Source organism: Nitrospira sp. Nam74 (genome assembly GCF_965152615.1).
In genome coordinates this window covers 307539-330405 of sequence record NZ_OZ224220.1, presented here as the reverse complement: position 1 = coordinate 330405, position 22867 = coordinate 307539, and the positions used below count along the sequence as shown (strand labels likewise).

Below are 22867 nucleotides of genomic sequence, written 5' to 3'. Positions count from 1 at the left end.
GTATTTCCATATTCTGGTTCTATATGTCTCTGTAGCTGATGGAACACAGGACATCGATGTACATGCAACTCTTGCAAGAAGTGCTGCGTCCACATTTCACAGTGCGGCACACCGAGTTCATTGACAGACCGGAATCTGCGGTTAGGATTAACGAGAAGGAGTGATGGCGTTGCAAAAGTAATGATCACACGATTGATGGTGTTGGCTTGAAGGAGACACGATGGAACGTCGACGTGCGGACCGTTATCCCACAGATCTTCGGGTGAGGTTCTTGCCTCGAGGGAGCCGTCTCCCTAAGGAAGGACATTGCTATAATGTGTCGCTGCTTGGATGTGCCTTGCAGGCCAATCTTGAGAGCCTGGAAGACAATGGAGAACTCGTCATTTTACCGTTCCACGCAGAGGAGCCAATTGTCATTCAGCATGCCGCCATAAGATGGAGCAGAGAAGACCGCCACGGAGTAGATTTCATGGCCATGTTTCCCCGAGATAAGGCCCGGCTTGCGGCGCTCATATCGGAACTTCGTTATGGATACTCTACGGCAGAGACGCACAACGGCCGGTCATAACACCCACAGTTCGTATGATTCTTCCTATGGGGAAAGCGCCGCCAAATGGTTCGCAAAGGTTCTATCACCAAGAAACGGACCAGCTACGAAGAAGCCCATGAGAAGTCTATAGTGAAGTCTCGCTTTGCGCATCTGCCTAAAGAGCCACCGGATAAGCGGATAGGAGCCAGGGTGGCCGCGCTCATCACCGACGATCAGATCTCATGGTTACGGAGGTTTCGTGAATCCAGACATCAATCGCGGAGCCTTTCGGTTCACTTCCCTGCACATATCTCGGAAGAGGGGGAAGGATGCGGTGTCGCCTATAACCGCCGCTAGAGGACTGCAAATCAATTTATTTTCGAGGACCATGGAGAGCGGTCCCGTCAATAGGCTGAATCAACCAACAGATGCAATGGAGGCATAGATGGAACCGAAGTATGACCATGTTCATGGCGGCCAAGAACCAAGTCCGAATGGCAGCGAAGTGAAGGGCGGGGCGCATGACATCACAAGCCGTCCGTTTACATCATGGTATCTTTCATCGATGTTTGATGAAGATGACAGAGATGAAGGGCTCTAACCTAGGACGTGGCCGGTCTTATTGGAAAGACAATGATGGACGTTCTTGCCAATCCGGCGTATGAGCCGCGGCAACGCGCCATCTTGGAAATCCGGATGGAATAGTCGCGACATCCGAATAGATTCGGGCCCGGCCTCCAGTTCATCCTATTGCAATGGCAGTTGGACCTGTCGAACCATCAGAGCTTGGCAACGCGGCTCCCATACTGGGAGAGAGTCGCTAGGAGTGTGGTTTTCCGGATTGGTTTTGTGAGGTGAGCGGTGCAACCCGCCGCTAAACTTCTTGTGGTATCTTCCGGCCGCGCATTCGCTGTCAGCGCGAGAATCGGGATGGTCATCCGTCCCTTCTCTTGTTCCCATTGCCTGATCGCACGAGTGGCGGCATACCCATCCATGATCGGCATTTGAATGTCCATTAGCACCACATCATAAGCATACTGCTTGAACTTCTCGACCGCGATTTCGCCGTTTTCGGCGATATCTACGGAATAGGGCAAGCGCTTGAAGTACGCGCGAATGAGCGCGCAATTATCGGCGGAATCCTCCACCAGTAGAATGCGCAACGGCTGAACATTCTGCAACGACTGCCATGGGGTCGCCGTGTCGTCCGAAAGTTTTGTATGACTTCGCGGCGCACACGGAACCTGGCTCTCCAGGACAGAGGGTTCGGGCGACAATCCCAACCGGACAGTAAAGTAAAACGCGCTTCCCTTGCCGACGTCGCTTTCGACCCAGATACGTCCACCCATAAGATCAACAAATCGTTTTGAAATCGTCAATCCTAAGCCGTTTCCTCCGTGTTGACGGCTGAAGGACGCATCAGCCTGCGTGAACTGCTCAAAGATCGCCTCATGTCGGTCAGGAGGAATTCCAATCCCAGTGTCACAGACCGCAAAGCGAAGTGCCCCGGGTTCATCCGAAGCCGAATCATGGTCGATGCGCAACACGATGCGGCCTCGCTGGGTAAATTTGACGGCATTGCCCAGTAAGTTCCCGAGAATTTTGCGCAGCGGTTTTGGATCTCCGATGAGATGCATCGGTAACTCGGGCGATATCTCGCATGACAGCTCAAGTCCCTTTTCTTCCGCATGCATTGCAAATGGCGCCACTGTGCCATCGATGAGCTCGCCCAGATCGAACACCTTGTATTCCAAGGCTAGGCGCCCGGCCTCTACTTCCGACAGGTCTAAGATATCGGTAATGGCCCCTAACAGCGAACGCCCCGCCCGTGTAATAGCACGACAATATTCATGCTGCTGCTCGGATAACTCAGTGTCCCGCAGCAGGTCCGCCATGCCGAGGATGACGTCCATGGGTGTTCGGATTTCATGGCTCATGTTCGCGAGGAACTCGCTCTTAGAGCGGTCCGCCATTTCAGCGCGGTCCTTCGCCTCCCGGAGTTCGACCTCAATATGTTTGCGGTCGGTAATATCGATCGCTGAACTCAGCAGTCTTACGGGTTTCCCCTGATCATGCAGAACATATCCCCGGTCCATGACGACCGCATACGTTTCGTCGGATCGACGAAAGCGATATTCATCCATCCAGGTGTAGCGGCCACTACGGATGGCCCCATGGATGCCTTCAATGACCCGATTGCGATCCTCCGGGTGCAGGCGCCTATACCAGGATTCAATATCCGCCTCAATCTCGTCTTTGCTGTATCCGAACAGCACATGAAAGCCCTCATTCCACCACACCGCATTGGACACTAAATCCCAATCCCGGACCGCGTCATTGGTAGCCCGTGCCAATAAACGAAAGCGTTCATCGCTTTTGCGGAGACCCTCTTCGGCCTGCTTCAAGCGAATGCGTTTATCACTCTCCCGCAAAGCCCGTTGGACAGCTGGAACAAGCCGGGACATACGGTTCTTCAGGACATAATCAGTCGCCCCACACTGCATGGTGATGACCGCCGATTCTTCGCCCAGCGTCCCAGAGACAAAGATAAACGGGATGTCCGGGCATTTGTCTTGGGCAAGGCTCAAAGCGGACAGGCCATCAAACCCGGGGATCGTATAATCAGATAGGATCAGGTCAAACAAATGCTGTTCGAGACCGTCGACAAAATCGGCGCGCGTGTCCACTGGCTGCACATCACAGACAAGCCCTTCAGCCGCGAGCCGTGCATGAACCAGCTCGGCATCCTCGGCGTTATCTTCAAGATGGAGAATACGAATGGCCGGTTTCATAGCGTGGCCCCACCCACAAGTGACGAGACGAGCCAGGGGTTCGTGATCAGCAAGCGTTCAAACGCCTCGGCCGGGACCGCCGGACTAAATAAATACCCCTGCAGCGCGTCACACTTATGAGCCCGCAAGAACTCCAGCTGTTCAAGCGTTTCGACACCTTCCGCAATCACCTTCAGTCTCAGACTGTGTCCTAACGTGATAAGCGTTTTGACGATGGCCGCATCATCGATATTCTTCGCAATCCCGCGGACAAATGATTGATCGATCTTCAACGTCTTGACGGGTATCTGACGTAAACAACTGAGCGATCCATGGCCGGTGCCGAAGTCGTCCATCGACAGATCGATCCCCATACTGTTCAGTGAACCAAGGACTGAAATGGTGAAGTCCGTATTCTGCAATGCCATGCGTTCGGTGATCTCAAATTCGAGCATCGCCGGCGCCATACCGGTATCCGTCAGAACCTTTTCGACTTGGGACACAAACTCTCCACGCCACACTTGCCGGTCGGAGAGATTAATCGCGACACGCAAATTGGAATAGCCGCGCTGATGCCATAAGGCTGTTTGGCTGCAGGCCATTTCTAAGACCCACAGACTCAGGGGGACGATCAAGCCGGTCTCTTCCGCCACGTTGATAAACTCACCCGGACACACGAGTCGACGGGTAGTCGGATGTTGCCAGCGCAACAGCGCCTCCATGCCAAGAATCTGTCCCGTCATCAGATCGATGAGTGGCTGGTAATACAGGCGGAACTCACGCCGTTCCAACGCCTGACGAAGGTTTCGTTCGAGATTGAGTCGCTCCCCGACGCTCGCCTTCATCACCGTCGTGCACAGCTGGTAGGCATTGCCGCCTTGTTTTTTCGCTCGGTACATGGCGGCATCGGCATTTCGCATCAAGGCATCGGCATCCACGCCGTCTTCTGGGTAGAGGCTCAGTCCGATGCTGGCGGTGACGGGGAATTCTTGTCCGTCCAATACGAAAGCAGGCTGAAACGCGCCGAGGAGCTTCTGCGCGATCTTGACGGCATCTGCTGAGTTGGATAGGTCCGATAACAGAATGATAAACTCATCACCGCCGGATCTCGCAACCGTATCACCCAAACGAAGCGTGGCCTTAAGGCGCTCCGCGACCCACTGCAACATGAGGTCGCCCTTGGCATGGCCAAGACTATCGTTGACGGTTTTGAAACCATCCAAGTCCAGGGCCAGTACGGCGAGCGCCTGGCGTTTGCGGGCGGCCGGAAAGAGCGCGAGATTGAGACGATCGTAGAAAAGCCGACGGTTTGGCAGACCGGTGAGGGCATCATGATAGGCCAGCTCAATGATGGCCCGTTCGGCCCGCTTCCGTTCCGTCACATCTTTCAGGATCATTGCGAGACCGATCGGCTTGCCGTCACCTGCTTTGACCACGAACGCCGTCAGGACCACAGGAACTCTGGAGCCGTCGCGACAGAGCAATTCCTTTTCATACTCCAGCGGTTGGCCGGTCGAGATGACGGATTGAACGGCTTCGCACTCGTCGCTGCGATACTCCTTGGGGGTCAAATCCCGATACGATTTTTGCAACAGTTCAGATCGAGAATAACCCGTCAGCTTGATCATCGATTCGTTCACGTCCTCGTGCCTGCCTTCCAGGGACGCATAGACGATGGCATCCTTCGATGATTCATAAATCCCTTTGAATCGTTCCTGAGCCGACTGAAGCGCTGACTCCATCAGCTTTCGCTGCGCCTTCTCATGCGCCTCTCGAAGTGCCCGGATCAGCGCTGCCGCTAATCGGGCCGGGCGATCTTTCAATATATAGTCGGTGGCGCCGCCCCGAAGAGCTTCAATGGCCGCTTCTTCCCCAATGGTGCCCGAGAAAAAGACGAACGGCACATCGGGGCACTTACATCTGGCAAGTCCCAAGCCCGACCGGCCATCGTAGGAGGGGAGCGCAAAGTCTGAGACAATGAGGTCAAATCCTCCTTCGTCCAACGCGGCTGCAAATGCCTCCCGACTCTCCACCCGAACCACCTCACAATGCACGGCATCGGCGTCGAGCGTGGACTGCACGAACTCGGCATCCGTGACGTTATCTTCCAGGTGAAGAATGCGGATCACTGGTTTCACACCGACGCTCCTTTGTCTTACTCCGCTGCTTCTACAAGGGGCTGTTCATTGATGATCGCCCAAAACACACCAAGCCCCGTGACGGCTTTCACGAATTCTTGATAGTCGACCGGCTTGACGACGTAGGCGTTTACGCCCAACTTGTAGCTCTCCGTCAAATCAGGTTCTTCCCGCGACGACGTCAACATCACCACCGGAATGGACTTGAGTTTCGCATCACCTTTAATGACGCGGAGCACCTCGAGGCCGTCAACCTTCGGCATTTTGAGATCCAGCAGCACGACGCCCGGATTGCCGGGCGGCCGCAGGGCAAATTTGCCTCGCCGGTACAGATAATCAAGGGCCTCCGCTCCATCTGAGACCACTACCACTTCGTTAAAGAGGTTGTGTTCCTCCAGCACCGCCAGCGTGAGTTCAACATCACGCTGACTATCCTCTGCCAGCAGAATGCGTTTGACGCTCGTCACCATCTCGCTCCTCCATCATTGTGGCAATGTAAAATAGAATGTCGCGCCTGCATCGACCGAACCTTCTGCCCATGTTCTGCCGCCATGCCGTGCCACGATGCGCCTGACATTGGCCAAGCCGACTCCCGTGCCTTCGAACTCACTCGTGGTATGCAGCCGCTGAAAGACACCGAACAATTTGTGTACGTACTGCATATCGAAGCCGACGCCGTTATCCCTGACGAAGAACACGGTCTCATCAGCGCCATGTTTGCAGCCGATGTCGACCTTCGCATGCTCCCGGTGGCTCGTATATTTCACGGCATTCGCAATCAAGTTGGCCAATACCTGCCGCAGCATGGCTTCATCTCCTTGGACTTCCGGCAATGGGGTGATGTCCCACGAAATCTCTCGTTTCCCAATGTCTGAAGAGAGTCCATCGATGACTTCCTTGACTAACTCACTCATATCGACTGGCCCGCGCCGCATCTCATTGCGGCCCATACGAGAAAACACCAGCAGGTCATCAATGAGACGCCCCATTCGCTTGGCGGATTCTGAAATGATCGTCAAGTAGCGACGGCCCTTTTCATCGATGGTTGATGAGGCATGCTTCAGTAGAAGATCGGCAAATCCGTCGATATGGCGAAGCGGCGCGCGCAGATCATGGGATACCGAATAGCTGAAGGCTTCCAGTTCCTTGTTGGCCGCTTCGAGCTGCGCGGCACGGAGGTTCATCTCCGACTCCGTACGTTTCCGTTCGGTAATGTCACGAATCGCCGCCGTCACGAGAAGCCCTTCATGAGTCTGCACAGGACTCAGGCTTATTTCGACGGGAAATTCGTGGCCATCCTGGTGCAAGCCGAAGAGCTCCAGTCCCGCTCCCATCGGCCGTTTCTGCGGGGCCTCGAAAAACCCGATTCGGTTGCCGAGATGAGTGCCGCGAAAGCGCTCGGGGATGAGGATTTCGATGGCCTGCCCGAGGAGGACGTGACGCGAATAGCCGAACAACCGCTCTGCCTGTCCGTTCACCAACGTGATGGCCCCCAATCCATTGACGATCACCATCGCATCCGGCGCGGACTCCAAGAGGGCGCGGAAACCCTCGGCCAATTTGTGAAGGGCGGCTTCGGCTTCTTCTGCCTTTCGCTTGGCCTCTTCCGCTTTTTCCATCATATGGATGGCAGCGGTCCGCGAAGCGGCCAAGTCCCTGGTCCGTTCATTGACCCGTTGTTCGAGAGTACTCGTCAGCGCGACCAGTTCTTCCTGCGCCCGGGTCCGCTCTACAATTTCGCGCTTGAGCGCCAGGCGATTTGTTTTAACGTTCCAGACGACAATGGCGATGCTGATGATCATCACCATGATGAAGCTGCGATTCATCACGGCCCGGGACAGGTCTCCTGGCGGCGAGAGGAAGAAGGCAACGACGGTAAGGAGGCCCGTAATTCCCGCGACGATGAATGGCCCGCGCCCCTCTGCCACCCAGAGGGTCAGCGCGAGAGGAACTAGGTAGAGAATAGAGGCAGCCACGCCTACCGGCGTGACGACGTCGATGGCAAAAATCCCTATGATTAGCGCGGCGATCAGACCAAGCATCGTTGTATCGTGTGAGGATCTCATAAGCCCCGGGAAGGAGCGCGTCCCTTTACGCCTTTGTCGTTGATGCAGGCCGCTTCCTCAAGCTGAACAAAATATCTATTGAATTCCATGTGCGTTGGTCTCTAAACAATATCCGGTGGTCATCGGGGTAGACTCGATCCGAAATCGCGTGCCACTATCCCATATGTAACTCTCATAAGAAGCCTTGGGGCATGAGCACGCAAATCCGATTAAAATTCTTAGAGAAGAATAGACATCGGTACCTTCTGACTTGCATGCCGCCTCAAGTTTGCGATGACCTCAGCAACGTAACCCATTTCAATCGCCGGTGATGGTTTGCGTCGCCGCCGTTGCCGCTGGTCCCCCGCTTCAACAAGCGCGTCGGTTGGCAGTAACCATAATGAAATTATTAGACGTTATCTGAGTAGGATCGTATGCTGCCCCTGTTTTCTAAGAACACAAACGTACCCCACAGGATGGTCGAGCATGATTCCCTTGGGGGCATCCACGATGCATTCCTTTGCTTCGATGGTTCGTTCCGCTTTTCTCCGTCTAATATAATGAATTGTATACAATAATGATTATAGAACCTGCGATGTTTTATGGGGACTGCTGTGCGAAACGAATGGCCCTAGTGGATCCTTTTTTAGAACTAGGATAGGGTCCAACTGCGTGCGAACAGTTTTATAACGAGATAGGATTCCTGCTCAACATGCCACGATGGCATAGGCGCGCTATCGATTTTCGTGACGGGCGCACCCGGCATCTAGCCAGAAATACGCGTGAGGCTAGCGATGCAGGGGTGGGCAAAGCAATGTTGGCATATCAACGGTCGCCGCCGAATCAGGAACAGTTTGAACTAATGCGATTGAAGGACTTCAGAAACCTGCTCTCGTCAACCGAGCACCTCTCCGAAACTGGTGAGGGCGGTGTCACGGCCTTGGACCTAGAAGGACCTCGGTACAAAAAACATCCATCGTAAGTACATTGAGACTCTAGTGGTTGAAGACTTCTGCCACTATTACAGTAGCCTCAAAGGTCTGAGGTCGATGACATAGACCGTCGAGTACTTTTCCTCACGTCGCGACAGTGCTGACCTGTCGATTGGCGGTTCGTGTGGGATTATGCTCAGAGAAGAGAGGCACGCACGTAGAATCAGTTGAACCAATAAGAAGGAGAAAGTGTGAGCAAGATTGTCGTTGTCGATGATTCCTATGCAGAGCTACAGTTAATCGAAAACGTGCTCAAGGAAGCCGGCCACACGGTGGTCAGTTATCCCAATGCCGACAGGCTGGAAGACAAACTATTAGTAGAACGGCCCGACGCTATCATGTTGGACGTCGTGATGCCGGGACGAAACGGCTACCAAGCGTGTCGGGAGTTGAAGGCCGACGACCGTTTCAAACACATCCCCCTCCTCTTGTGCACGTCAAAAGGGCAGCAAAGCGATAAGTTCTGGGGTGAACAGCAGGGGGCAAACGCTTACATCATCAAACCGTTTACCGCGCAAGGCTTACTGGCGGCTCTCAGGAAAGTTTTATATTGATCGGCATTGTGGATCGCCCGAAAACCCTTACATTTTCCAGAACCATTCACTTGGTTTCGCACCCCAATGGTGTGATGCCGGCGCTTGGTTTCCCGCTGAATGCGCCGGCTTCTGATCCGTCTCCCGCTATGAACATGCCTCATGGCCGTCACGGGATACGTACTGCGGCTAATCTATCCGTAGTCGGGCATACCCAGTGCCGCGACAGCAAAGGGTGCTAGCGATAGCGCAGGCAGCGGCAAATTCTCCCTTAAAGGCCCTGGTCCCCCATCACGGATCTTTCCGATGGCGGACACCCTAGAGCTCATGATGAACCGGATCTTGTAGTGAGCAGTGGTAACGCTATTGAAGGGTGGCAAGGCCGTGCCCACAATTGCGGGGCCGAAGCAGCAGTGCCAACAATTCCACCATCGCCATAAGTGCCGGCCCGGGCATCCGATGCACAAGAACGAACTGAAGCAGCCCTTGCGGATTCAGCAAAAACGTTTCACAGTGCGAATGACGCGCGTGTATGCCAAAGGCTCTATACAAGCGTTCGAGAGGGTCGGCAAGAAGGACAAGCCTGGACGAGGGCATGCGAGCCCAAGGCTCTAATAAGGTCCCGACAGACCGCACGACCACCATAAGTTCGGCTCGCGGCGGGCATTGAAGCGCTGCCGTTTGCATGAAGTTTAACGTCGCAGCATCCAGCAACGGAGGGAAAATCAGCAGCCGCCAGGGACGCAACGTGTTAGTGAAGCCCCGGTATTGCACATCACCATTGCTCAAACCCAGCACTCGCATGTCCTGCAATTTCTGGGATAGCGTTAACATGACTCCTCCTTTAAGAAAATAAAAAGCCCAACAGCCACAAGGGCGGTGTTGGGCTCAGAACGCACAGGTCGCAGGCCTATAACTGATACTAGTTCTCAGTATCATTTTATGCGCGGCGGTGCATCACGTCAAGACTATGGCGAACATCGACTCGCGCTGAAGCTTAAATTTCGAAGCAACCTGTCAGATGATATGAGCGGTGAGTGGACATTCCGCTAGCCGATGCACCGGGCGAGAGATCTTGTGGTGGAACACGGTGACTTAAAACGGGGCCATGGCTTGGCAGTGAAGCCGCTTCATTGAAAAACGGGCCAAGCGATTGTGACTATTTCCGCCCATTCCTTTTAGGTCGACTTCAAAGTTTCTTGATAGAGAAGATTGCGGCAGTTAGAGAGGCTTGATGCCGGCAAGCGAACCCATACGCACAGTTCACATGGTCGGGCAAATATATTTCATGATGTTCCCGTAGCCGCGTATTAACTTTTATGACCGACGTATCGCCCTTGTACCGTCGCCAAAAGTCTGAGTAGTACCTGTTTCTTGATTGGCTTCGTGAGGTGGTCCGTACATCCTGCCTCAAAACTTTTCAATGTATCCTCCGGTTGCGCATGGGCCGTCAACGCAATGATTGGCGTGGGCGCCCGAGACTGATCGGACTCCCATAGGCGTATGGCTTTCGTGGCTGCATAGCCGTCCATAACCGGCATTTGCATATCCATTAGAACGATGTCATAGGTACCTTGCCGGAACTTTTCAACACCAAGCGCGCCATTATCGGCAGTATCAATGACGTGCAAGGTGTGTTTCAGATACGCCAGAATCAACGCCGTATTATCAGAGGAATCTTCCACAAGAAGAACTTTGAGGGATGATTCCTTAAGGTTTGTTGGAGTGGAGGCAGCGGTGGGCTTCTGCCCTAAAGCCTTTCGGCTCAGCGTGAGATGCAGAGCCTTATGCAAATGGGCTCGGCGAATGGGCTTGATGAGATAACCTGCGAGGCCCAACTTGTACGCCTTGGCGATATCGCCTGTTTGTGTATCCGAAGTCAGCATCATAACCGTGTGTGAAGCTCGTTTCGAGATGCTTTGGAGTTGCTCCGCCGCTTCGAATCCGCTCATGCCCGGCATGCGACCGTCCATCAGTGTCAGCTGATATGGCTGGCTCTCAAGCTCGGCCTGCTCGAATGCCCGTAGCGCTTCTAGACCGGTCGACGCTTCCGTCACCAGAGCACCCCACGATGTTAAGGCTTCGCGCAAAATTAGCCGGTTCGTCGCATTGTCGTCTACCACCAGCGTCTTCAGCCCTACAAGGTTTACCTCCGGCTCTGAGGACGAAGTAGGAGGGCCGGCCGGAATACCGAATACGGTGGTAAAAGACAACGTACTGCCGCTTCCGGGCACACTTTCGGCCCAAATTCGTCCGCCCATGAGTTCGACGAGGTGCTTTGAAATACTTAACCCTAGCCCCGTCCCCCCATATTTTCGAGTCGTGGAAGAGTCAGCCTGACTAAACGACTCGAACACGAGGTCAAGCTTGTCAGGCGCAATGCCAATCCCGGTATCCGATACCAAAAAGCGAAGGTGGGCGGAAGGACCATCCGGCAAATCATTCATGACCTTCAGCGTGACTTCTCCCCGGTCCGTAAACTTGATGCCATTGCCCAGCAAATTCACGATTACCTGCTGAAGACGGTACGGGTCGCCGACTACGAAGAGGGGGACGTTAGGCGCGATGGAACAGGACAATTCAAGCCCCTTTTCATGCGCCCGAAGCGCCATCAGCTCGACTGCCTTATCTATGGTCTCGCTCAAGCTGAACTCAATGTGCTCAAGCTCTAGAAAGCCTGTCTCCACTTTCGCTACATCAAGAATATCGTTGATGAGCGCGATGAGATTGGTTCCAGCCCGTCTAAAAATTCCGACATATTCGCGCTGATCCGCACTCAGCTCCGTTTCCGACAAGAGGTCCGCCATTCCTAAAATCGCGTTCATCGGAGTCCTGATTTCATGGCTCATATTCGCTAGGAATTGACTCTTGGCCAGATTGGCCGCTTCCGCAGATTCTTTTGCCTGGCGCAAATCCGCGAGGGCTCGGCTTGCGCGGAGCATGTAGCGTACGCGATGACTCAGAACCATGGCATTAATCGGTTTGATGACAAAATCGGTCGCCCCAGCTTCATACGCTTGCGTAATGGAATCACCATCCTCCAAACCGGTGATCATGATCACCGGCGTGCGATCGCCTTCGGGCAATGCACGCAACAGACGACAGGCTTCAAACCCGTCCATTGACGGCATCATGACATCCATCAGCACAAGATCCGGCCGGGTGTGCTGATAGGCGGCCAGCGCCTGTCTTCCATCTTCGGCTTCCTCGACGACGAGGCCGCATTGCTCTAATGCTTGTCTTGTCAGGAACCGCATGAGGGGATCATCATCGACGAGCAGGACGATACCATGCAGGGTCTCTTTGAATTGTGTCGCGGCTACCACGTCCTTATTTGATTCCATTTAACCATTCGCCTGTCTATAAACCGATAGATGACGTTGAGGCCATTGCGTCTCTGCCCGGTCTCATCACGCGCCATTGCATGCAAACCGCGACCCGCCGATGTTAACACAAATCGAGCGGTGCACCGCCGTCACATCATCGAGACCAGCATGGGGCCATGGCTTCCGCGCCTAGGAACGATGCAATCCATTTATATCCGGACATTGCAGCATTGCAGTGGCCCAGCTAGGCTTCCCTCTAAGCGTAACAAGCATCTTTACAGACTTCGATTCCCACCGACAGTCATCTACGATCTTCGTTCTTTTAGTCTCCACGGACACATTTCTACCTAGTCATGTAGGAACAAAAAGCATCCGGACAGAAGTAAAGACGTGCTCTACAGACTCGTATGATGTCTGCGATCTTTAGTGAAAGATTGAGTAGTAAGAGGCACTACGGCAGGATCACAAAGCGGTGCCTCGAGGTACGTGGCAGAAAGGCGGTACCCAAGCCATCTGTTCCGGGACAGCTGCGCGCAGATAACACAGCAAGTAAGTCACCAGATTGAGACAGCCTAAGGAGTGAGTTGCCATGCGTGATCAAATGAATTTCAGCAAGAGCCTGAAGAGTGCCATGAGTCGCATCAGGCAAGCCTTTCCTCAAGGGGGCGCCCTGCCTGATGCGGCATGGCAACAGCGACACAGAGGGATTCTTCTTCTGCTCTGGCTCCATGCCGCTGGCGTACCCTGCTTTGGCCTGCTCCATGGCAATCCGTTGTCTCATAACATTGCCGCCGGCGCCATCGTGACGGCGTTCGCGTCATTAGCGATGTGGACCACGCTTGACCGCAGATGGCGAGGTGGTCTTGCGACGCTTGGATTGATGGCGTCGTCGGCTCTGTTAGTGCATTTATCGGATGGATATATTGAACTACACTTTCATTTTTTCGTGATGATGGCGGTCGTTGCCCTCTATCAAGACTGGGTGCCCTTCCTGCTCGCCCTCCTTTTTGTCGTGGCCGATCATGGAGTGATGGCAATGGTGGCCCCACATGCTGTGTACAATCATGGACCAGGGCAACAGAATCCTTGGATTTGGGCATCGATACACGGCGGATTTATCTTGGCTGAGAGCGCAGCCTTGATGGTCTTTTGGCGCCTCAATGAATCGGCCCAGGCGCAGGCCATTGAGAGCGAGGCGCGCACTCGCCTAGTCATCGAGACGGCTCTTGACGCCGTCATCTCAATCGATGCGCAAGGAAAGATCATTGATTGGAACCGGCAAGCGGAGACAATCTTTCAGTGGACTCGCGATGAGGCCATGGGAATGGATTTCTGTCAGACGCTTCTGTCCCTTCCTCATCAAGATGCACAGGCCCAGACGTTTCGTACTTTCTTAGAAACCCTCGACGGCCGCGTGTTCGAGCGTCGGATTGAGACCCTCGCGGTTAAACGCGATGGGAGCAAGTTCCCGGCGGAAGTGGCCATAACCCCACTCAAAGTCAGTGGCTCCTACATCTTCAATTCCTTCATTGAAGACATTACGGAACGCAAACGACATGAATCGCAACTACAACAAGCCAAGGAGTCCGCTGAATTGGCGAATAGATCCAAGAGCGAATTTTTGGCCAATATGAGCCATGAGATCCGCACGCCTATGAACGGGGTCCTCGGGATGACGGAACTCCTCCTAGCCACGTCCCTTACGGATAGGCAACGTCGTTATGCGAATAATGTCCGCTTATCCGGTGAAGGCCTGCTGACCACGATCAATGACATTCTGGATTTTTCGAAGATCGAAGCAGGAAAACTCAAGCTCGAACAAGTGGAGTTTGACCTCCGTGATGCGATCGAGGAAGTTGTTGAATTACTCGCTGAACGAGCCCATGCCAAAGACCTAGAGTTGGCGTGCCACATACCGACCGGCGTGCCGACTGCGGTCGAAGGCGATCCCTACCGCTTGCGCCAAGTCCTCATGAATCTCATCGGCAACGCGATTAAATTTACCGAACACGGCGAAGTGGTCGTCGACGTGTCGGCGGTTGAACAGACCAAGACGATGGTGGTCGTACAGATTGCGGTGAACGATACAGGGATCGGCATTGCACAGGAAGCACAGCGTCACATTTTTGATCCGTTCCGCCAAGCTGATGGTACGACGACACGCAAATTCGGCGGCACCGGCTTAGGTCTTTCGATTTCCAAACAACTTGTCGAGCTCATGCAAGGCACACTCAGCGTGGAAAGCACCCCTGGCCGAGGGTCTAGTTTCTATTTCACCGCGCGCTTCCCCAAACAGGTCAAGACTGCAACTATACGACCGTCGCTGCCGCAGAGTGTGGAGGGCCTTCGGGTACTCATCGCAGACGATAACGCCACCAATTTAAGCATCCTCAAGCACCAGATGCTGGGGTGGGGGATGCAGCCCGATGTCGTGCAGAATGGGCGGCAAGCGCTGGAGCGACTTCGGACAGCTGCGTCTGAAGCCATCCACTATGATATGGCCATCTTGGACATGAAGATGCCGGACATGGATGGACTTGAGCTGGCAGAAGCCATCAAAGCGGAGCCGAAGATTGCACCACGCCGGGTCGCGATGCTCAGTTCTGTCATGCTCGAAGGAGACACCGATGCAGCCAGAGAGGCCGGGGTATCCCTGTTTTTAAGAAAGCCGCTTCGCCAGAGAGAGTTGTACCGGGCGCTGACGACCATGATGAGAGAACACGAGGAAACGGCAGTCGAGGTCAGCGGTCCTGCAGTACTTCTCCAGCCTTCGGTTCAATTCGAGGGACACGTCCTGCTGGTCGAAGACAATCCAGTCAATCAAGAACTCGCGCAGAACTTTTTAGAGGTGTTCGGTTGTCAGGTGGACGTCGCGGCGAATGGTCGCCAAGCCGTCGCGGCCATCACTCGGCACGCCTATGATCTCGTGCTGATGGATTGCCAGATGCCTGAGATGGATGGCTTTGAAGCTACCACTGAGATACGCCGTCGGGAAGCCGATGAAGGGAACCGACGCCGGCTTCCCATCGCTGCTCTGACGGCTCACGCGCTTCAGGGCGACCGTGAACATTGCTTGGCGGCGGGCATGGATGACTACCTGAGTAAACCATTCACGCAGGACCAGTTAGTGGAAGTCCTTGGGCGTTGGCTGCCTAAAAAGGCGGCGACGACGCCCGGCCAGGGGCGCAATATGAGCCCAGGCTTATCAACTGAAGATGGGAATTCTCAGTCCCTCAATACGGCCACACCCTCATCCGCAATTGATTACCAGACGTTGATGGCTATCCGAACGCTGCAGCGTCCAGGAAAGCCGGATGTCCTCGAGAAGGCGATCAATATGTATCTTGATACCACGCCGGACCTGATTCGCAATTTGCGGATAGGACTCGAGGCGCGAGACGCCACAGCGGTACATCGGGCAGCGCATAGCCTCAAATCAAGTAGCGCCAATCTAGGAGCGCGTGAACTCGCAGCCTTGTGCAAGGAACTAGAAACCATAGGACGTACGCAAGCGCTCGAACTTGCTGGCCCCCTCCTAACCAGATTGGAAAGCGGCTATGCCACCGTACAGGGTCTCCTGAAAGCCGAACTACAGGGTAACACTTCGTCATCACTTGTGCGGTAACAAGTGAAGGGAATGAGGAGGATTGAGGGTGTCTTGGTGGAAAAGGTACAGCGTGCTTCAACAAACCGTAGGGCCGCTGAGGAATACTTCACTGAATGATCGTCGAACGAAAAGGGGCGGCCGGAAGGGCACGCTGAGATCCCGTTCCGGCCGCGAGGGTCCCTGTTAATCGTTACCTAGGCAAAGGCTTAAGTAATTTCTATCCGGCGCGGTTTGGCCTCTTCGCGTTTCGGCAATGCCAGAGTAAGGACACCGTCCTTATAAGACGCCGATACCTTTTCGGGATCGATGTAGGTTGGAAGACGGAACGATCAACTAAAAGCGCCCCATCCAATTTCTTGAGCAAAATATCGGCGAGTACTATCCGACGTATTGCCCTTTCGCTCGCCCTTCACGGTTAAGACGCCATCCTCGAACAGAATCTCCATGTCTTGCCGATTCAAGCCTGGAAGCGCGACCTCCACGTGGAAGCCATGCTCATCTTCATAGGCATTACAGGGCGGCGCCCAACCTCCGGCGTTCATGCTGCGAAGCGTCTCATTGAGGAGTCGATCGACATCAAACGATGTGAGTGCCATAGCATCCTCCTTTCTGTTAAAAGCCCACCGTTGATCTGTGAGCGAAGATAATACCGACTTTCGGCTGGTCAAGACCCGGCTCTTCGGTTTACACCTCTACCTCGCAAGCGGTGTGTTATGGGACCGGTCCAGCTAAATTGAAGAATGCAAGTACCGTTAGCGTTGCAGTTCTTGCCCATTACTATCTGGGGTTTTCAGGGGTGCCTATAGATCAGACGCGATGGCTGGATCAACGGGCATCTGCAATTGGAACCAGCATTAGGGTCGCCCTTTGCCAGACTGTGCCCGGCTTATTCGGAAGATTGAGCAGGCATTGCGGCGCGGTTTGACGTGAGGTGCGTTTCATCCGCTACACGGTGCGCAAGGGACGCCGCGATGCGGGTGTTGTATGTCTGCAACATCATCACTTCTCGTCCGGAGAAGGGATGACCGCTTCTTAAACGATCCAGGATAATATCCGCTGCTCGCAAAAACTCCTTAACTGGTTTTTGTACGTCCATACTTCCCCCAAACAAACGTCACCACGCTACACATAATCCCTGCGATGGCGACGTCAAGAGAGGGCAGGGCGACATATCAGGCAGAGGGAATGGTTCCATCGTAGCCATCATCTGAGAATGGCCTACAACCCCTTTCGAAACCTTTATCGCGGCACCGAGGCAAGCTGCGTTAACAGTTGCTCGGCTTGCTGAAGCTCGTCGTGGGACAGCGACTCATGGCCGAAACGACCCCGATAGTACAGTGTGGTGAGCTCCTCGACGAATGGGCCGGCGGCCTGGTCCTCGCGACACACACACGCACTAAATTCTAACGGTGTAGCGGCCGAAGGTTTTTTCACCCCGCGGGCGGCCAAGACCGCGAGCATTCGTTGATACAGCCGAACGGATTCCAGGTCGCTATTCATGAAGGCTGATTTGGATCGTCGCCCTCTCAAGTACATACCGATGAATACGACACACCCGAGGCAGAGAAAGACCGATCCCACAGCCCGCCAAGGAGTTTGCGATGGAGGCACTGCTCCAGCGTCCTGTCCCGGCCATACCCAGCTTTTCGCTAGCGTGATCAGATTCGGCAACTGTGACCGTAAGGCCTCGCCCTGATTACGCAGCCCTTGTGCAACGGTGATTTGATCATAGAAGCTATAGTGAATCACGAATCGATCCCATTTCAGCCGAATGGAATCGATCATTTCCCCCACGTGCTTGAGCAGTGGGCTGCCGACCTGCTTCATCACGCTTGGAGTCGGATCGAACGTTACCCATCCCGATCGAGGGAACCAGACCTCGACCCAGGCATGCGCGTCCTGCTGGCGAACGGCATAATAATGACCAAAATCGTTCCACTCCCCTGGGAGAAACCCGGTCACCAGGCGAGCGGGAATACCGACTGTCCGTAACAGAATGACCATGGCGGTCGCATAGTGCTCGCAATAGCCGGTTTTACGGCTGAACAGAAATTCCTCCAACGGACTGGCACTCAGAATCGATCCGACGTCGAGACTATAGGTATAGCTGGAGAGTAGATGCTGCTTAATGGCGATCGTCATGCCATATGGAGTGCCGGCATCCCGGGTGACGGCTTGCGCCAATTCGGCTACCCTGGGATCTATCGAAGGGAGTTGCAGAAACCGACTTCTTAGTTCAGCCGGATATGCCGAGACCTCACGCCGACGATCCTCATTCGCTAGAGATGCGTCTATCGAAGTCACCGTGTACTGAAGCTGACGAGGTACGGCATGAGGCAGCCAGAGAGTGCCCATCCCATCTGTTTCAAGCGACGCGAATGGGCCCCGGATCTCCTGAACAGAGGGGAGACCAAACAACACAGACATATCGAGCGCTTCCAACAAAATGTCTTGGGTCACACGCGGGGTGTTTTGACCGACAGCCGGTCTCGGACCAAGTTCGAACAGCCCATCCTCAGTTTTGGCAACGAGTCGTCGCCTTGTAGATGTGTTCGTCCAGGATTGTCCGGTGTAGTGATCAAAGGAGGCTCCCTTCAGATACACGCGCTCCGCCGGCTCACCCTCAAGATCAGGGAATTGCACGCGCATCACAAGCGTCGGATCCTGCTTGACCGCACCGATCACGCCCAGATCGACCTTTTCTGAAAAACCGGATGTCCTGATAGGAGTTCCATGGGCTTGTTGGAAGAATCCAAATCCAGTACGCGGCATCACTAAGAAAATACTGCTGGCTACCAGGAGCGCGCTGATCGCAATTGCGTTCGTCGTCCAAAAGAACCGCGCCGTCAACGGAACGGGCATATAGCCGAGGCGCGCTTCGTCAGCGACCTGCATGTTCTGAACCGCTTCACAACTGAGGTGGTACAAGAGCAATGCCCAGATTGCCGTCAGTAAATAAATGACAAAGGCGACGGCATACCAGAGATCGACGGTCAGCACGGCTGCGGCTAAGAATTCCAGAAATCCGATGACAAAGAGCTGAGGGACATCTTTGAGCCGAACGAGCGTCAGGAGCTTGTTCGCCATGAGAAATACGAGGACATACAGGCTTGCCTGCAGGGCATTCTGAGTACCCCACAGAAAATCCATGGCCGTGACGAGAGAGGCTACAACGACGCCTCCATTCCACACCGTTCGTGGAAGGTGAAACAGAGTCAATCTGGAGCCCCATTCAAACTCCTGCGCGAAGCTGATGGCCAAGACGACAAACCCGCCGATGGTGAGGGCCATTGATAACTTCGCCGTTCCCACAAGAGCGGAAAATGCCACAAGTGTCAAGAGCTTCGCACTCACTCGTAAGGCTCGCTGAAGCATCATGTGATTACATGATTTCCGAGGCGACAAGCACACGGCTGCCGCCCCGGGCGGCCGCAGCGAAACGCGGGTCGGGACAAGGAAGCACGTGAAGGGTCAATTCATTGCCGCGAGACTCGGAGGGGCGCAGCGATTCCCTGGAGTATGACGAGGACTCCACAACCGGTCGGCATACAGCCAAGAGAGACAGCATGCGAGACAGATGTGCGTCACCGGCCTCATAGGCCAGCTGCTCTTCGCCGACCACGAGTCGCACTTCATATGCGCGCTGGGTGAACAGGACGGCCAACGATGCCGCCAACGACACGGCTTCTTCAAACAGCTTATGAAAGTCCGCGCCTCCAGACGGATCCGGCATCTGCGTGTGCAACATGATCGTGACCTGGCGCTGCTCTTCCGCCTCCGTTTCGCGAACGATCAGGAGGGACTTCCGGGCGGTCGTCTTCCAATGAATCGCCCGCGAGTCATCTCCAGGCCGATACAGTCGCAGATTATGCAATGTCGTCCCGTGTCCACGCGTGAGCAGTGTCTGATCATGACCCACCATCGACAAGTCATCGAGGAGAACCGATGACAGGTCCTTGATCTCGGGATAGACGATGAGTTCCGATCGAACAGGAAATGTGGCAGCCTTCACAAATAAGCCGAACGGAAAGTGCGTGAAGAGCTTGATGCCCGCCAATACATAGGTCCCGCGCCGCTTCACGAGTAAGGGATAGGATACGATCGTCCTAGCACCCGGGGGCAACTGGAGCACCTGTACGCCTCGATCCACCGGCGTCTCGTCGATCATATCCATAATGCGCAATGAGAACACCGGCAAGCGAGATGACCGGTTCCCGATCATAAAGGCCGCCGTTGCGGGCTGATTGGCGAACAGCGCAGGCGGCAGGCGCCGTCTCACGTCAACCTGCTTGAAACACCGTTCGGACAGGATACCGGATATGACGATCAGGCTCAGCATCATCGCGAAGAGAAGATACAGAAGATTGTTGCCCGTATTGATAGATGCGACGCCGATGCCCACGGTGAGCAAGATAAAGCGGACGCCTTCCGAGGTGAGGCGGATGGAACGATTCCGGGAAGCCCAGCGGAGGAATGCACGAAGAAAAGACAGCGCCATCGTAGTCTGTCGTTAGCTTGAACCGGATGCCGGGGCTTCACGGGAAAGTGAAACCTCATGCGCCGATTGTTGCTTACAGTGGGACGGGAACCGATTCGACAATATCGCGAATCACCTCTTCGGCTTCTACAGAGCCGTATCCTCGAGCCCCGCGCGTCACGTTGAGCATCACACGGTGTGGGAGGACGATTGGAACCAACTCCTTAATATCGTCCGGAAGGCAATAGTCGCGCTCTCGAGAAAGCGCCAGGGCTTTTGCCGCTCTACACAGCGCACCGGCGCCGCGGGTGCTCACGCCAAGCGACAGAAACTGATTTCGTCGCGTCATCGCCACAATGGCCAATAAGTATTCCAGCAAGCTGTCGTCCAGCCGGACCTTTTCTACATGCTGTTGCAATTCAAGCACATCATGGGCGGTGAGGACCGGTTCCAATTCTTGGGCCGGATGAAGAGTGGCTGGACGATCAAGCACTTCTTTCTCAGCGGCAAGATCTGGATAGCCAATCCGAATCTTCATCAGGAAGCGATCGAGCTGCGATTCCGGTAATGGAAAGGTCCCATGATGTTCCGAGGGGTTCTGCGTGGCGATCACCATGAACGGCTGCGGAAGGGCTCGGGTCTCGTTATCCATCGAGACCTGCGCCTCATTCATCGCTTCGAGCAAACTGCTTTGTGTTTTGGGAGTCGTCCGATTGATTTCGTCGGCGAGTACAATGTTCGCAAAAATCGGGCCCTGCAGGAATTCAAAGGCCTGCTTCTGTCGATTGAAAACCGACACGCCGAGGATATCGGACGGCAACAGATCGCTCGTGAATTGGATGCGCTTAAACGAACAGTCCAGTGAGCGCGCCAATGCATGAGCGAGCGTTGTCTTACCAACGCCGGGGACATCCTCGATCAAAAGATGTCCGCGTGCAAGCAAGCACACGATGGCCCACTCAATGGCCTGCGGCTTCCCTTTGACGACGCGCTCGACGTTCGTCTTGAGCAGTCGTATTTTATGAGTCATGTCCGTTCGTTACGGCGTTGGAAGTGAATGTATGAGGCGTGTGCCGAAAGTCTAGCAAACGACTGCTAGAGCGTCAATTTACGGCTGAACTGGCTCGGGAACCAGAATGAGGAACCAGGGCGGAGCTTCCTCAGTCATGGTTTTGAACAGACGTGCGGTTTGACTCGCAGGAATTCCATCAAAAACGGCGCCCCGTCGGATCTCGACATAGCGAAATCGGTACGATCCGGTGCGTCCACTCTTGTCCGACCACTCGGTAGGGAATGTGGAGCGCAGAGCTCCTAGGGTTGACAAGGCCACTGAGGCACCGACCGGCATGCCGGACAACTCGGCATAGCGCGAGCCAAAGATCTCAGGGAGTGTCTCAGGCGTGAAGATCACGTCCGCCGGTCGCACGTTCGGATCTTCGAAGAGCTGCGAGAGAATTTCCCAGAAGACCTGCGTGTCGATGGATGTCAGCAGACAGCACTTGCCTCGCCGCGCAATAAGGTTCAACAAGGCCAAGGGACCTTTAATGTGAAATTTCCAGGAAGGGAAGAGCAATGCGCGTCCGGCATGGTCGACCTCCAATGCCTCTTCGCCTTCCATGCGAACACGACGAAACGCCCCTTTTGTCCGTATGAGGTCGGCTTCAATGAGCGAAGCCGAGAGTCGTGTGGGTTCATACGCAAAGGTCGGTGTGGCGGGCCCGTGGCAGGTGACCATCGTATAGCAGGGCCACACGGCCTTGTTCTGCTCCAGAGCAAACATGTCTTGATTGCCCCAGAATGCAAACTCAAGAGCCGAACACTCTTCGTCGCGAGATCCGTTGAGTTTTTCGATCGCATCCGGGTGAGCGTGCAAGCGACCACCAAGCCGGGAGCCGGGCTTCAATCGATCGATGCCATGCAGCACAAGCCTGCGTTGCCGTTCCCGGAAGCGCGGGAGATATTGGTCGGCCAATTCTATGGCGAACGATAGATCTCCAGCTCCGAGATCCAGCAGTGAGGGCACATCGACGTCCATCAACAGATCGTAGGGATTGCGATGCGCGCGGACAAACTTTTCTATATCCGAAGGACTCCATGAGGAGCACCCTGCCGCGCTCCTTGCCGATCCGACAAGCCCGAATAAAATACAGAGCGCTCGCACGGCTTTGGTCGTCGGCAGACCGGTCAACTGTTTGAGCGGCTCTCCCTGAACGTCATGGACGCCGCCGGCCGATCGACCGGAGAGGCCCTGCATCAAGAGAGCTTTGACATCGGCGGGTTGATCGGACGCCTCAATAGCTCGCGCCAGAAGATGGAGCGTTTGAGCAAGCGATGAGCGCCCGACCAACTTCGTAGAAAATTCCCAGGCCTTAGGATTGGACTCTTTGGCCCGATGCACTTCAGCTTTGAATTGTGTGCATCGCTGGGGATCAATCGCCATGCCCGGAGA

The 22867-nt window shown here is 54.7% G+C and carries 15 protein-coding genes and 1 pseudogene; 4 read left to right on the top strand and 12 right to left on the bottom strand.

Annotated elements, in window-relative coordinates:
- Window positions 1–220: 220 nt before the first annotated feature.
- Both ACWHYZ_RS01605 and ACWHYZ_RS01600 read left to right on the top strand, forming a co-directional pair.
- Window positions 221–568 (top strand): PilZ domain-containing protein, encoded by a 348-nt coding sequence (locus ACWHYZ_RS01605; protein ID WP_447985556.1) that lies wholly within the window; start codon window positions 221–223, stop codon window positions 566–568.
- A 406-nt stretch (window positions 569–974) separates the two neighbouring features.
- Window positions 975–1130 (top strand): hypothetical protein, encoded by a 156-nt coding sequence (locus tag ACWHYZ_RS01600; protein ID WP_447985555.1) that lies wholly within the window; start codon window positions 975–977, stop codon window positions 1128–1130.
- Window positions 1131–1308: 178 nt separating this feature from the next.
- On the opposite strand, the gene ACWHYZ_RS01595 is transcribed toward ACWHYZ_RS01600, so the two are convergent.
- The 4 genes from ACWHYZ_RS01595 to ACWHYZ_RS01580 are packed head-to-tail and all read right to left on the bottom strand — an operon-like array spanning window position 1309 to window position 7480.
- Window positions 1309–3321: a response regulator gene (locus ACWHYZ_RS01595; protein WP_447985554.1), complete on the bottom strand. Its 2013-nt coding sequence runs from the start codon at window positions 3319–3321 to the stop codon at window positions 1309–1311.
- Window positions 3318–5438: a putative bifunctional diguanylate cyclase/phosphodiesterase gene (locus tag ACWHYZ_RS01590; RefSeq protein ID WP_447985553.1), complete on the bottom strand. Its 2121-nt coding sequence runs from the start codon at window positions 5436–5438 to the stop codon at window positions 3318–3320. The genes ACWHYZ_RS01595 and ACWHYZ_RS01590 overlap by 4 nt, the downstream gene beginning before the upstream one ends.
- A gap of 17 nt (window positions 5439–5455) precedes the next feature.
- Complete coding sequence (locus tag ACWHYZ_RS01585) at window positions 5456–5908, bottom strand: response regulator (RefSeq protein ID WP_447985552.1); 453 nt, start codon at window positions 5906–5908, stop codon at window positions 5456–5458.
- A gap of 12 nt (window positions 5909–5920) precedes the next feature.
- On the bottom strand, window positions 5921–7480 hold the full coding sequence (locus tag ACWHYZ_RS01580; protein ID WP_447985551.1) for a sensor histidine kinase: 1560 nt from the start codon (window positions 7478–7480) through the stop codon (window positions 5921–5923).
- A gap of 1186 nt (window positions 7481–8666) precedes the next feature.
- Between ACWHYZ_RS01580 and ACWHYZ_RS01575 the strand changes: the two genes are divergently transcribed.
- A complete protein-coding gene (locus tag ACWHYZ_RS01575) occupies window positions 8667–9029 on the top strand; it encodes a response regulator transcription factor (RefSeq protein WP_447985550.1) in 363 nt (120 codons plus the stop codon).
- A gap of 342 nt (window positions 9030–9371) precedes the next feature.
- On the opposite strand, the gene ACWHYZ_RS01570 is transcribed toward ACWHYZ_RS01575, so the two are convergent.
- Both ACWHYZ_RS01570 and ACWHYZ_RS01565 read right to left on the bottom strand, forming a co-directional pair.
- Window positions 9372–9842: a hypothetical protein gene (locus ACWHYZ_RS01570; protein WP_447985549.1), complete on the bottom strand. Its 471-nt coding sequence runs from the start codon at window positions 9840–9842 to the stop codon at window positions 9372–9374.
- A 476-nt stretch (window positions 9843–10318) separates the two neighbouring features.
- On the bottom strand, window positions 10319–12352 hold the full coding sequence (locus ACWHYZ_RS01565) for a response regulator (RefSeq protein WP_447985548.1): 2034 nt from the start codon (window positions 12350–12352) through the stop codon (window positions 10319–10321).
- Between the two features lie 571 nt (window positions 12353–12923).
- Here ACWHYZ_RS01565 and ACWHYZ_RS01560 point away from each other — a divergent pair.
- On the top strand, window positions 12924–15959 hold the full coding sequence (locus tag ACWHYZ_RS01560) for a response regulator (protein ID WP_447985547.1): 3036 nt from the start codon (window positions 12924–12926) through the stop codon (window positions 15957–15959).
- A 188-nt stretch (window positions 15960–16147) separates the two neighbouring features.
- Here ACWHYZ_RS01560 and ACWHYZ_RS01555 read toward each other — a convergent pair.
- The 6 genes and pseudogenes from ACWHYZ_RS01555 to ACWHYZ_RS01530 all read right to left on the bottom strand — a co-directional run bounded on the left by ACWHYZ_RS01555 (window position 16148) and on the right by ACWHYZ_RS01530 (window position 22858).
- Window positions 16148–16483, bottom strand: a pseudogene (locus ACWHYZ_RS01555) (Hsp20/alpha crystallin family protein).
- A 344-nt stretch (window positions 16484–16827) separates the two neighbouring features.
- Window positions 16828–17037 carry a hypothetical protein gene (locus tag ACWHYZ_RS01550; protein ID WP_447985546.1) on the bottom strand — a complete coding sequence of 70 codons (210 nt, stop codon included), beginning with the start codon at window positions 17035–17037 and terminating at the stop codon, window positions 16828–16830.
- A gap of 143 nt (window positions 17038–17180) precedes the next feature.
- Window positions 17181–19319, bottom strand: a complete 2139-nt coding sequence (locus ACWHYZ_RS01545) for a transglutaminase TgpA family protein (RefSeq protein WP_447985545.1) — start codon at window positions 19317–19319, stop codon at window positions 17181–17183.
- A gap of 4 nt (window positions 19320–19323) precedes the next feature.
- Window positions 19324–20439, bottom strand: coding sequence for a DUF58 domain-containing protein (locus ACWHYZ_RS01540; RefSeq protein WP_447985544.1), 1116 nt, complete (start codon window positions 20437–20439; stop codon window positions 19324–19326).
- A gap of 73 nt (window positions 20440–20512) precedes the next feature.
- Window positions 20513–21448, bottom strand: coding sequence for an AAA family ATPase (locus ACWHYZ_RS01535; RefSeq protein WP_447985543.1), 936 nt, complete (start codon window positions 21446–21448; stop codon window positions 20513–20515).
- A 78-nt stretch (window positions 21449–21526) separates the two neighbouring features.
- The gene (locus ACWHYZ_RS01530; RefSeq protein ID WP_447985542.1) at window positions 21527–22858 is read right to left on the bottom strand and encodes a hypothetical protein; all 1332 of its coding nucleotides are present in this window, start codon (window positions 22856–22858) and stop codon (window positions 21527–21529) included.
- Between the last annotated feature and the right edge of the window lie 9 nt (window positions 22859–22867).

Excerpts from the sequence above, each read along its gene's own strand:
- ACWHYZ_RS01605 (WP_447985556.1), top strand. The coding sequence starts at position 221 with ATGGAACGTCGACGTGCGGACCGTTATCCCACAGATCTTCGGGTGAGG.
- ACWHYZ_RS01600 (WP_447985555.1), top strand. The coding sequence starts at position 975 with ATGGAACCGAAGTATGACCATGTTCATGGCGGCCAAGAACCAAGTCCG.
- ACWHYZ_RS01595 (WP_447985554.1), bottom strand. The coding sequence starts at position 3,321 with ATGAAACCGGCCATTCGTATTCTCCATCTTGAAGATAACGCCGAGGAT.
- ACWHYZ_RS01585 (WP_447985552.1), bottom strand. The coding sequence starts at position 5,908 with ATGGTGACGAGCGTCAAACGCATTCTGCTGGCAGAGGATAGTCAGCGT.
- ACWHYZ_RS01580 (WP_447985551.1), bottom strand. The coding sequence starts at position 7,480 with ATGCTTGGTCTGATCGCCGCGCTAATCATAGGGATTTTTGCCATCGAC.
- ACWHYZ_RS01570 (WP_447985549.1), bottom strand. The coding sequence starts at position 9,842 with ATGTTAACGCTATCCCAGAAATTGCAGGACATGCGAGTGCTGGGTTTG.
- ACWHYZ_RS01565 (WP_447985548.1), bottom strand. The coding sequence starts at position 12,352 with ATGGAATCAAATAAGGACGTGGTAGCCGCGACACAATTCAAAGAGACC.
- ACWHYZ_RS01560 (WP_447985547.1), top strand. The coding sequence starts at position 12,924 with ATGCGTGATCAAATGAATTTCAGCAAGAGCCTGAAGAGTGCCATGAGT.
- ACWHYZ_RS01550 (WP_447985546.1), bottom strand. The coding sequence starts at position 17,037 with ATGGACGTACAAAAACCAGTTAAGGAGTTTTTGCGAGCAGCGGATATT.
- ACWHYZ_RS01545 (WP_447985545.1), bottom strand. The coding sequence starts at position 19,319 with ATGATGCTTCAGCGAGCCTTACGAGTGAGTGCGAAGCTCTTGACACTT.
- ACWHYZ_RS01540 (WP_447985544.1), bottom strand. The coding sequence starts at position 20,439 with ATGGCGCTGTCTTTTCTTCGTGCATTCCTCCGCTGGGCTTCCCGGAAT.
- ACWHYZ_RS01535 (WP_447985543.1), bottom strand. The coding sequence starts at position 21,448 with ATGACTCATAAAATACGACTGCTCAAGACGAACGTCGAGCGCGTCGTC.
- ACWHYZ_RS01530 (WP_447985542.1), bottom strand. The coding sequence starts at position 22,858 with ATGGCGATTGATCCCCAGCGATGCACACAATTCAAAGCTGAAGTGCAT.